Below are 14,037 nucleotides of genomic sequence, written 5' to 3' on the forward strand. Positions count from 1 at the left end.
GGTCCGCCGCCTCGTCGCCGGTCTCGTTCGGGTTCTGGTCCACTTGCTGGTCTGGCACGATCTAGCCGATCTCGATCTTCTTCGTCTCGGTCACTTCGTCGATGTCGGAGGTGCGCACCGACACCGACAGCTCCCATGTGCCGGACAGGGGGAGCTGAACCCCGCCGGCCGTCCAGTGGCCGACGTCGATGTGCTCGAGGCCCACGGCGAGCGGGCCGAGAGCCTTCTTCTTCAGCGTGAACGCCACTTTCAGCTCGGCCACGTCGACCGGAGCGCCCTTGGTGTCGGTGAGTCGCACATGCAGCACATTGTCACCCTTGCGGGCGGGATCGAGGTCGACGGTAGCCGTGCCCTTGCCGTTCTTGCCGCCGGTGTCGTAGGGGATCACCGCATTGACAGGTTTGGCCGGCCGGGGAAGGGAGTTCGCGGCCTGGGCACCGCTTTCTTCCACGGTCCGGGCGGGCTCCGTCGTGGTCAGCAGCGTAGTGATCGTCAGCACCACGACGGCGATGGCGACTTCGGCGACCACCGAGCCGCGCAGCATGGACCGGTTCGGGTTGGCGTCGCGCTCGCGCTTGGCGCGGGCGGCCGCTATCGCCGCGCGCTGGCGGGCGAGCTCGGCGGCGCGGGCGGGGTTGCCGCTCTTGGCGGCGGGCTTCTTCACCTCCGCGCTGAAGGTGACGGGCTCCGACGAGTCCGAGTCGGCGACCGAGAGCGTGCGCATCCGCCTGGTCCAGCGCCGTGAGTACCAGCCCGCGCAGAGCAACGCGGCGACCGCGACCAGCTTGGCGATCAGCAGCTTGCCGTAGTGGGTCGAGCCCAGGGCGTTCCACGAGCCGACCTGCCGCCACGACTGGTACACACCCGTGCCGACGAGCAGGACGACGCATGTGAAAGCGATCTTGGAGAACCGCTCCACGGCCTCGGTCTCGATCTGCGGCCCGTCGGGGACGTAGAGGGCGGTGAGGAGCGCCGCCAGGCCGCCGAGCCATGTCGCCATCGCCACGAGGTGGACGACGTCGACGGGGATGGCCACACCCGTCTGCAAGCCGACCGAGGCGTGCTCCATGACCGCCCAGGTGCTGGCCAGCCCCACCGCGAGGACCTCGCCCGCGACGATCAGGCCGAGCCGGACGTCCCGCTGCGCCTTGCGCTCGGACTGCCCGACCAGGACCGCGAGGAACGCCCCGGCCCCCGCGAGCAGGAGCAGCCGCACCGCCAGCGCGGCGCCGGGCTTGGTCTCGAGGGTGGCGCGCAGGGCTTCCAGGTCGAAGGCGTCCCCGACACCGCTCCCGCTCTCATAGGGGCCGCGCAGCATGAGCTGGGCGATCGTGCAGACGAGGAGGGCCGACCAGCCGGTGAGGAGCAGTCGCTGCATCGGCCGACGCCCCCCGCCGTTGCTCCAGCACACCAGGGTGAAGCCGGCCGCCCCGACGAGGAGGGCGAAGCCTCCGTAGGCGAGGTACCGGGCGGTGTCGTAGAGTCCTCCGGCCGCTCCGCCGCCGACCGTCGGCGCCTGGACGGAGACCTTGGTCGCCGACTGCTTGCCGATGGAGAAGGTGAACGCGCCCGAGATCGGGTGGCTGTCCGCGGAGACCACGTGCCAGGCGACGGTGAAGGTGCCGTCCGGAAGCCCCGCGTGCAGTCTCGCCCGGGCGGTGCCGTTCCTGCCGTCCGCGTGCCGTGCGCGGCCGTCGTCGACCTGCTTGCCCTCCGGGTCGAGGACGCGCACGGAGCCGGCGGAGACGATCACGGACTCGGAGAAGGTGAGGGTCACCTGCTGGGGCGCCGTCTGCACGATCGAGCCCTGGGCGGGATCGGTGCCGATCAGGGCGGCGTGCGCGGACGCGGGCAGCGCGGAGGCGAGGAGCACGGCTATCGCGGTGCCGAGCACCACCAGCAGCGCTCCGGCGCGGCGCGCACGCGCGGGTCGCCGGGGGGCGGACACGGACGCCATCGCTGGGCTCCTCAACTGCCGGTCTTCTCGGCCGGGGGCCGGTACGTCATGGGTTCGACCGGGACCTTGACACCGATCGTGCCCGACGTCGCGAAGTGAAGTTCGAACCTCACCTTCTCACCCACCTCCGGCCGGGCGGACAGGCCCATCAGCATCAAGTGGTTGCCGCCGCGGCTGAGGACGAGCCTGCCTCCCGCGGGGATCTCGAAGCCGTCGACCTGTTCCATCCCGGCGCCGGAGGTGCGGTGCATCGTGACGTCGTCGGTGAGGTCGCTGGTCACCTCGGTGAGGCGGTCGGCGGCCTTGCCGGTGTTGCGCACGGTCAGGTATCCGGCCGCCATGTCGGCGGACGCGGGCCTGGGGACATAGGGGTCCTCGACGCTCAGCCGGGGCTTGGCGCCCGCGCCGTCGCCGGAGCCGCCGGCCCCCGACGAGCCGCAGCCGGTGAGCAGGGCGAGAGCGGCCACCGCGACGAGCGCGCCCGCACACGCGGTCCGGTCCTTCACGGGCGCCGGCTTCGTCTCGTCGCCGCCCGCCTGCGCCACTGCCTCGGCCTTCGTCCCGTCCGCCGTGGAGCTCACGGCCTGACGCCCTTCACCAGCAGGGGCATGTCGTGCTTGAACTGGGCGAGCGACGTGCCCGCCGTGTACAGCACATGTCCCTTGCCGTCGGCGGCCGAGAACGCCACCACCTGGGCGCCGTGCTCGACGGTGACGCTGCCGTCCTTCTCCTTCTTCGGCTTGGCCACATCCGCGCCGATGGTCCTGGCGGCCGCCTTGATGTCCTCGAACCTGCCGGTGAGACCGATGAACGACTTGTCCATCGCGTCCAGCCACGTCCGCAGGTGCCCGGGGGTGTCCCGGTCCGGGTCGGTGGTGACCATGACGACGTCGACCTTCTTCCGGTCGGCCTTGGGGAGCGCTTGCTTGGCGAGTGCCAGGTCGCTCATCGTCGTCGGGCAGACGTCGGGGCAGTGGGTGTAGCCGAAGTACAGCAGGGTGACCCTGCCCTTCGTCCGCGTCCGCAGGTCGAAGGGCTTACCGCTGGTGTCGGTCAAGGTCACGTCGGGCTTGGCGAACGGCTGCTCGAGCGGGGTCCCCTGGTAAGGGGTGTTGGCCTTGTCCACGGAGATCTCGGCGGGTGAGTCCGAGGAACCGGTACCGGCCCCGGAGGAACCGCAGCCGACGGCGGTGAGCGCCAGGGCGAGGGCGCTCACGGTGGCGGCGGCGAGGCGCAGGGTCTTGCTGGGGAGCATGGGAGTCCCTTGACGTTTCATGGGTTCATGGCTCGCGGGGAGCCCCGGCCCGTCCTGGCCGTGCCGGGGCCCGCCCGCGTGGGGCCGTCAGGCCGAGGGAGCGCTGTTGCGGCGGCGCAGACCGGCGAAGCCGATCCCGGTACCGATCACTCCCACGACGATGCCGACGATGCCCAGTGTGCGTGCCGTGGTGTCGCTGGTGTCGGAGGAGGCCTCGTCGTGTCCCCCGGCTGCCTTGTCGCCTCCGGCTGCCTTGTCGCCTCCGGCGGTGTCTCCCGCCTTGTCGGCGGAGTGGTCGTCCGAGGCACCGGCGGCGCCGCCGTGGTGGCCCTCACCGGTGGCCTTGGTGAGGGTGAGCACCGGGGCGGGGTTGTCGGGCTCGGCCTGGCCCTCCTCGGGCTCCTGGATCCAGCGGACGACCTCGCCGCCCGCGTACGTCTGCAGCGCCTTGAAGACCAGCTTGTCGGTGTCGGTGGGAAGCGGTCCCACGGAGATCGGGAACTCCAGGAACTCACCTGGATTGATCTTCCCTCCCGACCATGTGACCTTGGTGACGGCCTCGGTGACCTGGCCGTCGTCGGTCTTGATCGGCTTGTCCAGCTTCGCCTTGGTGACCTGCACCTTCCATCCGGCGACCGGGGTGGTCGACACGGAGGCCAGCGGGTGGTCGGTGGGAAGGTTGACCTCGACCTTGGTGGTCGCGGCGTCGTCACGCTCGTTGGGGACCTTGAAGGTCAGCTTGGTGTAGCCCCCCTGTTCGGCCTCGTCCGGGTTGACGGTGACATGCGCGAAGGCGGGGCCGGCCAGCAGGAGGACGGCGGAACCGGCGATCAGGCCGACGGTGGCGATACGGGTCTTCATGCGGACTCCATCCGGAGCGGGCACGCGCGGCCGATCGACCGGCGTGCGGAAGTGTCGTGGGGATCCCAGGTGGGAAGCGCTGCCGCGGCCCCGGACCCGTGCTGCCGAGACGGCAGGCGGAGGTCAGGCCGCGAGGGCGAGCGCGGGCGGACCGCGCAGGACGACACAGTGCTGGAGGAGTGCGGGGCGCGGACCGGCCGGTTCGGCGGTGGCCGCGGCGAGCCCTCGCGGGGAAGCGGTGCCCGGCGTCCCGTCGAGCATGGCCCGGACCAGCGCGAGCGCCGACCGCAGCGCGGACCCGGCGACCTGTGCGGCCCGCCCGGTCAGGTGCACCAGCCGCCACAGCGCCGCCTCGCCCCGGTGGAGGAACCAGCCCGCGGCGAGGGCGGCGGCGAGATGGCCGATGATCATCGGCGCGGCGGAGGAGAGCACACCGCACATCTCGGAGGGCGCGGTGGTGCTGTAGGCGCCGGAGTTGAGCGCGGTATGACCCAGGTCCTCGGTGTGCGCACCGCCGGGCACCGCTCCCGAGGGGGCGGTGTGGCCGACGGTGGGGCACAGCAGCCGAGCCGCGATCAGCTCGAGCTGGGACAGCGGATGGGAGTGTCCCGTGGTGACCTGGTTCCGAGCGGCGCCGTGGCCCACGTTCTGACCGACGCGGAACAAGGTGTGCAGGACCAACTGCCCGCCGAGGAGGGACCCCGCTATGCCGACGAGGGAGCGCTCCCTCCCGGCGAGGGACGCCGCGACGGCGAAGACGGCCGGCCAGCCCGCCGCCAGGGCCCACAGCGGCACGGAACCGCCCGACGCCGCGCCGTGCCCGGCGGCGGCCAGCACGACGCAGACCGCGGAGAACACCGCGGCTCTGGTCAGTCGCAGGTCCACTGCGGCGCGAGTGAAGGTGGGCATGGCGCGGTCATCCTCTCACCTGGCTATGGGTGGCGCAGAGGGCGGGGTCAACCTGTGGGGGCGTACGCCCTACACGTCCGCAGCCGCCTTCCGCATCCGCCGAACGGGCGGTGAGGAGGCCAAAACAGGCTTAGCACCACTTCCATCCGGCAATACGTAGTGGTATGTCGAGCCGCAGCCAGGAGGCTGAAGCATGAGCATCTGGTGGACCCTCCACTTGCGGCGCGAGGCTGCGAGCGTCCCGCTCGCCCGACGCATTCTGCTCGGCACGATGGACACCGCCGGAGTGGATCCCGACATCAGCTACGAACTCGGGGTCGCACTGTCCGAAGCGTGTGCCAACGCCGTCGAGCACGCGGCCGACGCCCGCTCGGGATCCGACGACGGATACCTCGTCACGGCACGCATCGACGGGGACCGATGCCGCATCGAAGTGCGTGACTCCGGCCCCGGCTTCCCCGAGGGCAGCCCGCTCCTGACCTGCCCGGACACCTCGCCCGGCGCCGACCGAACCGGCGCCGGGCCCGGTGCTTCAGGGGTCAATGGCGCCCGTGCCACCGGCACCGGTGCGAACCGGGCGGGGCCGAGGAGCGCTGCCGGGCCCAACGGAACAATTCTCCCAAAAGCGAAAAATGTCGCGAACGGTGCCACGTCGAACGGTCTCGCGTCGGGTGCCGCCATGAACGGTGCCGCGTCGAACGGTGCCGCTGCTCCGGGCGCCGGAGCGAGTGGCGCGGGAGCGAGTGGCGGAGGAGCGAGCGGCGCGGGAGCGAGCGGTGCCGCGTCGAACGGCGTCAAAGGTGCCCCGCCGAACGCCCCGTCGAGCCCCACGTCCGTGATCCTCGAGCGGAGCCTGGAACTCGCGGACCTCGCCGCGCTCTCCGCCGAGAGCGGCCGCGGGATGTATCTGATCGAGGCGCTGGCCGACCACGTCCAGTTCCGCAACTACCCGCCGCGCGGCGCCGTCGTCAGCTTCGACAAGGCGCTGAAGTGGCGTGACGACGCCCTGCTGAAGGCCTCGTAGCCGCGCGGCGACCCGCCCGGAGCCCCCGCGCGGCTCTGCCTCGGAGCGCCCCACTCGGGCGCTCGAATGTCAGACGTTGTCGCTGGGGCGCAGGCTCAGCACCCAGGCCTCGACCTCGTCGCCGCGGCGCGGCAGGTCGGCGGAGAGGTTCCGGTTGCCGTCGGCGGTCACCAGGATGTCGTCCTCGATCCGCACGCCGATGCCCCGGTACTCCTGCGGCACGGTCAGGTCGTCGGACTGGAAGTACAGGCCGGGCTCGACGGTGAGCACCATCCCGGGCTCGAGCGTCCCGTCTACGTACGTCTCGGTCCGCGCCACCGCGCAGTCGTGCACGTCCAGGCCCAGCATGTGGCCGGTGCCGTGGAGGGAGTAGCGGCGCTGCAGACCCAGCTCCAGCACACGCTCGACCGGCCCCTCGATGAGCCCCCACTCGACGAGCTTCTCGGCGAGCACCCGCTGTGAGGCGTCGTGGAAGTCGCGGTATGCGGCGCCCGGCTTCACGGCCGCGATGCCCGCCTCCTGGGCCTCGTACACCGCGTCGTAGACACGGCGCTGGACGTCGGTGAAGGTGCCGTCGACGGGCAGGGTGCGGGTGACGTCGGCGGTGTAGAGCGTCCTGGTCTCCACGCCGGCGTCGAGCAGGAGCAGGTCGCCGGGGTTGACCGGGCCGTCGTTGCGCACCCAGTGGAGGGTGCAGGCGTGGGCACCGGAGGCGGCGATGGTGCCGTAGCCGACGTCGTTGCCCTCGACGCGGGCGCGCAGGAAGAAGGTGCCCTCGATGTAGCGCTCGGAGGTGGACGTGGCCTTGTCGAGCACGGCCACGACGTCGTGGAAGCCGCGGACCGTGGAGTCCACGGCCTTCTGCAGCTCGCCGATCTCCCATTCGTCCTTGACCAGGCGAAGCTCGTCGAGAGAGGTCTTCAGCTCCCGGTCGCGCTCCTCGGTGTCCTCGGAAGGACCGGTGATCTCGGCCACGACGGCTTCGAGGGCCGCGTCGTGGCCGCGGACGATCCGGGTGGGCACGGCGGCGGCGGCCTTGATCTCGTCACCGGCCTTGCGCACGTCGCGGCAGGGCAGACCCAGCAGCCGCTCGGCCTCGGCGAGGCTGTGCCTGCGGCCGACCCAGAGCTCACCCTGGCCGTCGAGCCAGAACTCGCCGTTCTCCCGGTTGGACCTCGGCAGCAGGTAGGCGGTCGCCTCGTGGCCGCCGGACGCGGACGGCTCCATGACGAGCACGGCGTCCTGGGTCTGGTCACCGGTGAGGTAGACGTAGTCGCAGGACGCGCGGAACGGGTACTCGGTGTCGTTGGACCGCGTCCTCAGATTGCCCGCCGGGACGATCAGACGCTCGCCCGGGAATCGGGCGGACAGCCTGGCCCGGCGTTCGGCCGCGAGCCCCGCCTGCTCGATGGGCTCGAGGTCGCGCAGCTCGGTATCGGCCCAGCCGGACTTCATCAGGTCGGCGAGCTGGGGCGAGACCTCGGGGTAGAGGCCGTTCTTCCGCCCCTTGATCGGCTGCTCCTGCTCGCCGGTGTCAAGGGTCTCGGACTGCTGGGCCGCGTGGTCCTCGGTCACGTTCTGCCTCCTCGTTGAGTACGCCTGCCCATCGTACGTATGGGCCCATCCCGTATCGATCCGCGCGGAATGGAACGGGCCGCGGCCGCGGCTGACCTCGCCGGCGTCGGCGCGGTGGGAACGGGCCGCAGTGCGAACGGGCCTCAGCGCGAACGGGCCGCAGGGGGAGCGGGCCTCAGCGCGAACGGGCCGCAGGGAGCCGGCCTCATTCGAAGCGGGCGGCCAGCAGGACGATGTCCTCGGTGCTCTCGGCGGCGTCGGCGTCATCCGGCAGGCAGGCGGACAGCAGGTGCTCGCAGAGAAGGTCGGGATCCTCACGTGTCTCGCGCGGCGCCCGGGCGGCCGCGGTGTGCAGCCTGGCGAACGACTGGTCCAGGGTGCCGCCGCCGCGGTGCAGCAGGCCGTCGGTGTAGAGAACGAGCGTCTCGCCCGGCTCCAGCGACATCTCCACGCTGGGTGCCTCCCAGCAGCTGAGCATCCCCAGCGGCGCGGACAGCGAGGTCTCCACGAACTCCACGCGCCGCTCCCCCACCAACAGCGGCGGGCAGTGCCCCGCTCCGGCGAGCACGAGACGGTGCTGGGCGGGCTCGGCGTAGGCGAACAGCGCAGTGGCCGACCGGGCCGGCTCCGTCAGTTGGAGCAGGAGCTCCAGATCGGACAGGACGGCGACGGGGTCCTCGCCCTCCATGACGGCGTAGGCACGCAACGAGGCCCGCAGCCGCCCCATGACGGCGGCGGCGCCCGGTCCTGTGCCGGTGACCGCGCCGACGGAGAGGCCGAGCGCGCCCTCGGGCAGGGCGAGCGCGTCGTACCAGTGGCCGCCGCCGGCGGTGCCGCTGCGGTGACGCATGCCCAGGCACACTCCCGGCACCCGTGGAAGCCGCGCGGGCAGCAACCCCTCGCGCAGCGTCCGCACATCGCGCTGTGCCCGGGCCAGGCGCAGGTGCTTGGCCAGGAGTTCGGCGGCGAACGAGCAGTACAGACCGGCGAGGTGCCGCTGCCGCTCGGTCGGCTCGGCGGGCTCGTCGTACATCCACACGACGGCGCCGAGTGTGCCCGTGGTCTCGGCGGTCAGGCGCAGCGCGTAGCTGGCGCCGATGCCGAGTTGGGAGGCGACCTCGCGGTGCCGCGGGGGCAGGGACAGGTCCGCGGCGATGTCGGGGTGGAGCAGATCCGGGGGCGTCTCGCCGCTCGCGCCCTCCGTTGCGGGCGTCTGGCGGGAGGATGCGGGGATCTCGGCGTCCAGGGCCCGGCCGTATACGGCGGCCTCGCGGGGGACCGTCTCGAGGGTGCCGATGTCCGACCGTTCCAGCCCGAGGCCGACGGTGGTGTTGGGGCCCTGTCCGTCGGCGGGTTCGAGGACGGCCACGCCGCGCTGGGCTCCTACGAGGGCGGCCCCGGCCTGCAGCAGTTCGTGGAGGGTGGTGTCGAGGGAGTCGGTCCTGGCGAGGCGTTCGGTCAGCTCGTGCAGGGTGGTGAGATCGGACAACCAGGACGCCAGTCGGTCCTGCACGGCGGCGAGCTGCTCGACGGGCCGACCGGTGGTGTCCCGAGGGGCGGGGCGTTGCGCAGGAGGTTGTGCGGAAGCGTCAATTCCAGCCACTTCGGAGAAGTGCGCGCTGGTCATGGCACAGGTCTGTCTGTGCATTTGGTCTCCGCGGAGCAAATATCCCTCTTGGGGGCATTTGTGGGGTTATTGGGAACCTGGCCGTATCGGTCTGTTTCCTGCAATAGCATCGCAAACCCCCATGTTGTGCTGCTCCGCTATCAACCTCTCCACTTGTACACGCACCCACTCTGGGATGTCCAGGATTGCCCAGGTCGCGGGGCTGGTGTCGAGGGCGATCATGGTTGGCTGAAAAGCCACTCGATTGCGTCAATTCTGTGCAGTCCAGACCTTTTCGACTACGCGTCATATCGATGGCCACGGGTACGTACGATGGGAGGGCAGCGGAGGGGAAGCCGCAGCACAAGCCCGTCATCCATTGGGCGGAACTGGTAGGGCCGCCCGTGCGTCTAAACAGACAATGCGCCATGCTCGACCGGGCGGCCACAATAGACAGGCAACCCCGTGTCATCCCCCGAGTGGCAGGGTGTGAAACACCCAGGGGGCTACAGCCGCCAATCGCCACCTGTGCGCCACCCCGCGCCATGTTCCGAGCCACGTGCGGAGCGTGATGCGCTGCCTGGTACCTGGCGGTGCGGCGGTACGTGGCGTCGTTGGTGTTACGTGCGGATGATCCTTGAGCGCTAGCGGAAAGGAACGAGCGCACATGCGTGAGATCCTCGTAAGGCGACGCAGGACCAGGTCGGCGCTGCTCGGCGCCGCGCTGACCTACGCCGAGCAGTGGCAGTGGCCCGTGGTGCCGGGGGCGGGTTTGCAGACCCGCCAGGCGTGGCAGAGCCGAGGGGCCCGTGGGTCGATCCGCTCGTTCCTCGTCTCCTGCGCCCGCGGGAGCCGCAGGAGCCGGGAGAGCCCACCGCCGGTTCCACGGAGCGAGGAGCTCTGCTCCTGCCCACGCCCCGACTGCGTGGTGCCGGGCGCGCATCCGCAGGACCCCGGACTGCTCGCCGCCACATGCGACCCGCGCATGGTCCGCTGGTGGTGGACCAACCGCCCCGACGCGCCCATCGTCCTCGCCACCGGTACGAAGGTGGCCGCCGTGAGCCTGCCCGCGCCGGCCGGGGCACGGGCGCTGGCCGCGTTCGACCGGGTGGGCGTTCCGCTCGGCCCGGTGGTGGCCTCGCCGACACGCTTCATGCTGCTCGTGCAGCCCTACTCACTCGATGAGTTGGGCGAACTGCTCGATCAGCAGGACTGGGTGCCGACTTCATTGCGCTACCACGGCAGCGGCGGCTACATCGTGCTGCCGCCGTCGGAGACCGCGGGCGGGAATCTGCGCTGGGAACGGCCTCCGGCCGCCAACGGGGTGCCCTGGCTGCCGACGATCGAGTCGGTGGTCACCACATTGGTGGCCGCGAGCGCGAGTGAGCCGGACGGCAGCCGCCTGGCGTTCTGACGCACGCACGGGTGACCGGCTGCCGCACTCGTTCGTGGTGGCCGCGCCGTTCAAGCCCGGCCATCGCTGATCACCCTTGAGCCAAAAGCGGTCTGACGGCGCGTTGAGTACTGCAAACGGGTGCTCGCGCGGCGTTTCATCGTGCTTGCCCGCGCTACCCTCGGGATCTTCGGTTCCACGATTCCGGCACAGCGGGATCAATCACACATACAGGGCAGGCCCCCCATGGAGCGCTCGGCGAATCTGCGGACTGTCGCACTGGCGAGCGTGGTCTTCCTGGCCGCCGCTCTCCCGCTGGCGGCGGCGAGCGCCGGCCCCGCTTTCGACGCCATCGGACAGCACCGCTCCGGTGGCGCCGTCGAGGCCTCCCCGCGCGCGGTCCCGGCAGAGCCGGGGGAAGCATCGCGGATCGCCTCGGCGGAGCATCCCGATCCGGTGGAATCCGCCGCCCACTCCTTGTCCCTGTTCGACCTGCCCCCGCTGAGTGCAACTGATGAGGCGGGCGAGGCTGGCGAGACGGATGAGCCTGGCGAGACAGGGGAGGCAGGGGAGGCAGGCAGGACGGACGAGGCCAACGACGGTCGGACTGCGGGCGCGTCCTGCGGCCCGGAGGTCACCTCGCCGGAGGGCCTGAAGACACAGACCTGTGTGCTCACGGAGGCAGGCCGGACCTGGGCGCGTTCGTACTACCGGAACGCGACCGGTGACCCGTTGCGCATGGTCCTCACCCTGATGCGTGAGGACGGTCGGACGGTGCAGGTGCACTGCTCGGTCGCGGCCGCGAGGTCCAGCGGAACATGCGAGACGCCCCGCCGCAGGTCGTTGCCGGCACCGTCGCAGGCATCGCCGGGCGTGTCTTCGGGGTCCGAGGCGGGGGCGCCGGAGTCGGCAGGGGCGGCCGCGTCGGCCTCGGGGGCCACCGGGCTCGACAGCGCCGTCGCCGAAGTGGCGACGGAGGACGGCTCCCGGATGCTGATGCGCTCGGGGAGCAACGCTCCCGGGCAGTAGGGCCGACGTAGGCCCCGCAGCGGCCCCGAAGCGGATCCCCGAGAAGCAGTCCGCCACGAAGGCGGAGGCTCCCATATGAATTGCATTCGAGGCGGCGCAACGCTTGACGGAGCCGCCGGGTCCGGAGAAGGACCGGACATGGAAGGGCCCGGCCGCTGGCGACGGGGGATGCACCAGCGACCGGGCTGTCCAAACGGTAACAAGAGATCGCCCGTTCGCAAATTCTGGAGGGATGGTTTCTACGTCGAATGACGTGCTGGAGACGCTAGTTGTGACGGGTCTCACGTCCTCCGGGCACCTAAGGCGGGCTCCTGAATTCGCCCTGGTACGCACCGTGCTGCTAAGGCCCAAGTTCACGGAGAGAGCGGTCCCTCATAGGCATGAGGCAGCGGGGTACGGCCGATAGACCGCCTTCTCGGCGAGAAAAGACGAACTCGATCAGCCGCGATCAGCTGAGAGTGATCTGCCGGTTGGAAAGACCGCTGCGGGCACGACGCTCGTCACCGGTCAGGGACGCGTCCACCGCCAGGGCCTCACCCAGCCGCTCCGCGAATGCCGCGGCCGGCTTCTCGACCTCGTCAGCCTGCATCGAGGTCGGCAGGTCCCACACCGGCACGACGAGACCGTGCGCGCGGAACGAGCCCACCAGGCGGGTGTCCTCGCCCAGGCTGGACGCCCCGGCCGCGTGCAGGCGCGCCAGAGCGTCGAGGAGCTTCTCCTCCGGATGGGACACCACCCAGCGCAGGTGGTTCTTCTCCGGCGTCGAGCACCAGTAGGCGGCCTCCACACCGGTCAGCCGCACGGTCGGGATCGCCGCGGCGTTGGCCCGCTCCAGCGAGGCCGCGACCTCGCCGGTGGCCGCCTCCGCGTCCTCCAGCCAGAACTCGAAACCGCTGTGGACGACGGGCTCGAACGTCGCGCTCGTGTCCAGCAGGTCCTGAAGCCGCGGACCGTCGCCCGACGGCCGCTCGCCTGCGACGGGCGAGCCCGGCTCCGCGGTGAGCGCCCGCTGGAGGGTGTCCGCGAGGTCGCGGCTGATGTCGCCGGACGCGGCGTCGTTCTGCAGGCCGAGGAGCACGGCGCCGTTGTCGCGCCGGATCGCGTTCCAGGCCATCGGCAGCACCGTGGCCAGCGTCAGGGACGGCACATCCTCGGGCATTCCCTTGGCAAGGGTCAGCGTGGCCGTCGCCGCGGGCACCAACTCGCGCAGCGCCACCCAGTCGCACTCGCCCGGAAGTCCCTCGAACGGGCGCCGCACCAGATGCTGCACCGCGTGGGCCGCCTCACGGCCGTGGCAGGCCTTGTACCGGCGGTTCGAACCGCACGGGCAGGGCTCCCGTGCGCCGACGACCGGGATCTCACCGTCCGTGATCCTGGTGGACGGCTGCGCCCCACGGGCCTTGGTGTTCTGCCGCTTCTTGGCCATGGCTTGAGTCTTCTCCCGGTGCGGATACGGTACCGCCCGGAGCCTAGTACCGCTGGGCCGCCGCTCAGGCCAGGTCGTCGAAGGGATCGTCGAAGTCACGGTCGAACCCGACGGTCTCCCCCATGGCCGGAACGGTTACCGAGGGTACTGCCACCGCACCCGGGAAGCCGTGCCTGCGGGCGTGCCGGGCGCGCACCGGAAGCACCGCCCACACCGTCACCTCGCCGGGCGCGTCTCGGACCCCCCATTTCAGCGCCAGCTGTCCGACGATGCCGAGACCGCGCCCGCCCTTGGCCGTCAGCGACGGGCTCGAGGGCATCGGACGCGTGGGTCCGCCGCCGTCGGTCACCTCGAGGGTGAGCAGTCCGTCGTCGCCGACCATCCAGCCGCAGCGGATACCGCCCTCGGCGGCGTCCTCGCTGCGGGACTCCTCGTTCCTCGGCTCCCCGTTGCTCCCCCGCTCCCCGTTGCTCCCCCGCTCGCCGTGCCCCGGCTCTCCCTGCCTTGACTCTCCCTGCCTTGGCTCGCCGTGGCCCGGCTCCCTGTGCCCCGGCTCCCTGTGCCCCGGCTCGCTGTGCCCCGGCTCGCTGTGCCGCGGCTCGCTGTGCCGCGGCTCTCCGTTGAGCCGACGCCGGTCCTGCCGGACGTGGTGCCCATTGACGGCGCACGGGCCGTCCAGCGGCCGGGCATGCCGGCACGAGTTGCTGAGAAGCTCGGACAGGATGAGCACCGCGTCATCGACAACGGCATCCGGAGCGCCGCATTCGGTCAACTCCTCGCGCAGCCTGCGCCGCGCCGTGCCAACACCCGCCGGACCATGGGGAAGGGCCATGGTCGAGGTCGTCGGCACCTCCTGCGCCACCACGAACGCCACCCCCGAGACCTCCTTCACCCCACGCCACGGAGTGAATGCCCCGCCGCCACGTGGCGGAAACTGCCCTGTCCGGAACTCTTGGATCAGACCAGAGGTCGAACACGTTCCGAACGCGCCCGCGCACTACC

The 14,037-nt window shown here is 71.3% G+C and carries 11 protein-coding genes and 2 pseudogenes; 4 read left to right on the plus strand and 9 right to left on the minus strand.

The window, feature by feature from the left end; all coding sequences use genetic code 11:
* Positions 1-61: 61 nt before the first annotated feature.
* The 5 genes from IEY86_RS11255 to IEY86_RS11275 all read right to left on the minus strand — a co-directional run bounded on the left by IEY86_RS11255 (position 62) and on the right by IEY86_RS11275 (position 4,982).
* Entirely contained in the window at positions 62-1,957 is a 1,896-nt protein-coding gene (locus tag IEY86_RS11255) for a copper resistance CopC/CopD family protein (protein ID WP_189131441.1), read from the minus strand.
* 11 nt (positions 1,958-1,968) lie between these two features.
* Complete coding sequence (locus IEY86_RS11260; protein ID WP_308425128.1) at positions 1,969-2,538, minus strand: copper chaperone PCu(A)C; 570 nt, start codon at positions 2,536-2,538, stop codon at positions 1,969-1,971.
* On the minus strand, positions 2,535-3,212 hold the full coding sequence (locus IEY86_RS11265) for an SCO family protein (RefSeq protein WP_189131442.1): 678 nt from the start codon (positions 3,210-3,212) through the stop codon (positions 2,535-2,537). Before IEY86_RS11265 ends, IEY86_RS11260 begins: the two co-directional genes overlap by 4 nt.
* Positions 3,213-3,299: 87 nt before the next feature.
* A complete protein-coding gene (locus IEY86_RS11270; RefSeq protein ID WP_189131443.1) occupies positions 3,300-4,073 on the minus strand; it encodes a YcnI family copper-binding membrane protein in 774 nt (257 codons plus the stop codon).
* 123 nt (positions 4,074-4,196) lie between these two features.
* Positions 4,197-4,982 (minus strand): hypothetical protein, encoded by a 786-nt coding sequence (locus IEY86_RS11275; protein WP_189131444.1) that lies wholly within the window; start codon positions 4,980-4,982, stop codon positions 4,197-4,199.
* Between the two features lie 193 nt (positions 4,983-5,175).
* Here IEY86_RS11275 and IEY86_RS11280 point away from each other — a divergent pair.
* Positions 5,176-5,449: pseudogene (locus IEY86_RS11280) on the plus strand (ATP-binding protein); the annotation flags it as partial.
* Between the two features lie 413 nt (positions 5,450-5,862).
* Positions 5,863-6,006, plus strand: a pseudogene (locus IEY86_RS38485) (ATP-binding protein); the annotation flags it as partial.
* Positions 6,007-6,075: 69 nt separating this feature from the next.
* Here IEY86_RS38485 and IEY86_RS11290 read toward each other — a convergent pair.
* Together IEY86_RS11290 and IEY86_RS11295 are read right to left on the minus strand one after the other, a co-directional pair.
* Positions 6,076-7,581, minus strand: coding sequence for an aminopeptidase P family protein (locus tag IEY86_RS11290; protein ID WP_189131445.1), 1,506 nt, complete (start codon positions 7,579-7,581; stop codon positions 6,076-6,078).
* Between the two features lie 205 nt (positions 7,582-7,786).
* Entirely contained in the window at positions 7,787-9,208 is a 1,422-nt protein-coding gene (locus tag IEY86_RS11295; RefSeq protein WP_189131446.1) for a PP2C family protein-serine/threonine phosphatase, read from the minus strand.
* A gap of 646 nt (positions 9,209-9,854) precedes the next feature.
* Between IEY86_RS11295 and IEY86_RS11300 the strand changes: the two genes are divergently transcribed.
* Together IEY86_RS11300 and IEY86_RS11305 are read left to right on the plus strand one after the other, a co-directional pair.
* Positions 9,855-10,601, plus strand: coding sequence for a bifunctional DNA primase/polymerase (locus IEY86_RS11300; RefSeq protein ID WP_189131447.1), 747 nt, complete (start codon positions 9,855-9,857; stop codon positions 10,599-10,601).
* A 225-nt stretch (positions 10,602-10,826) separates the two neighbouring features.
* On the plus strand, positions 10,827-11,609 hold the full coding sequence (locus IEY86_RS11305) for a hypothetical protein (RefSeq protein ID WP_189131448.1): 783 nt from the start codon (positions 10,827-10,829) through the stop codon (positions 11,607-11,609).
* Positions 11,610-12,057: 448 nt separating this feature from the next.
* On the opposite strand, the gene IEY86_RS11310 is transcribed toward IEY86_RS11305, so the two are convergent.
* A complete protein-coding gene (locus IEY86_RS11310) occupies positions 12,058-13,035 on the minus strand; it encodes a DUF5926 family protein (RefSeq protein WP_189131449.1) in 978 nt (325 codons plus the stop codon).
* A gap of 64 nt (positions 13,036-13,099) precedes the next feature.
* Positions 13,100-13,909, minus strand: a complete 810-nt coding sequence (locus tag IEY86_RS36360; protein ID WP_229698323.1) for an ATP-binding protein — start codon at positions 13,907-13,909, stop codon at positions 13,100-13,102.
* Positions 13,910-14,037 lie beyond the last annotated feature (128 nt).

This window comes from Wenjunlia tyrosinilytica (assembly GCF_014646055.1).
In the GTDB taxonomy this organism is placed as follows: domain Bacteria; phylum Actinomycetota; class Actinomycetes; order Streptomycetales; family Streptomycetaceae; genus Wenjunlia; species Wenjunlia tyrosinilytica.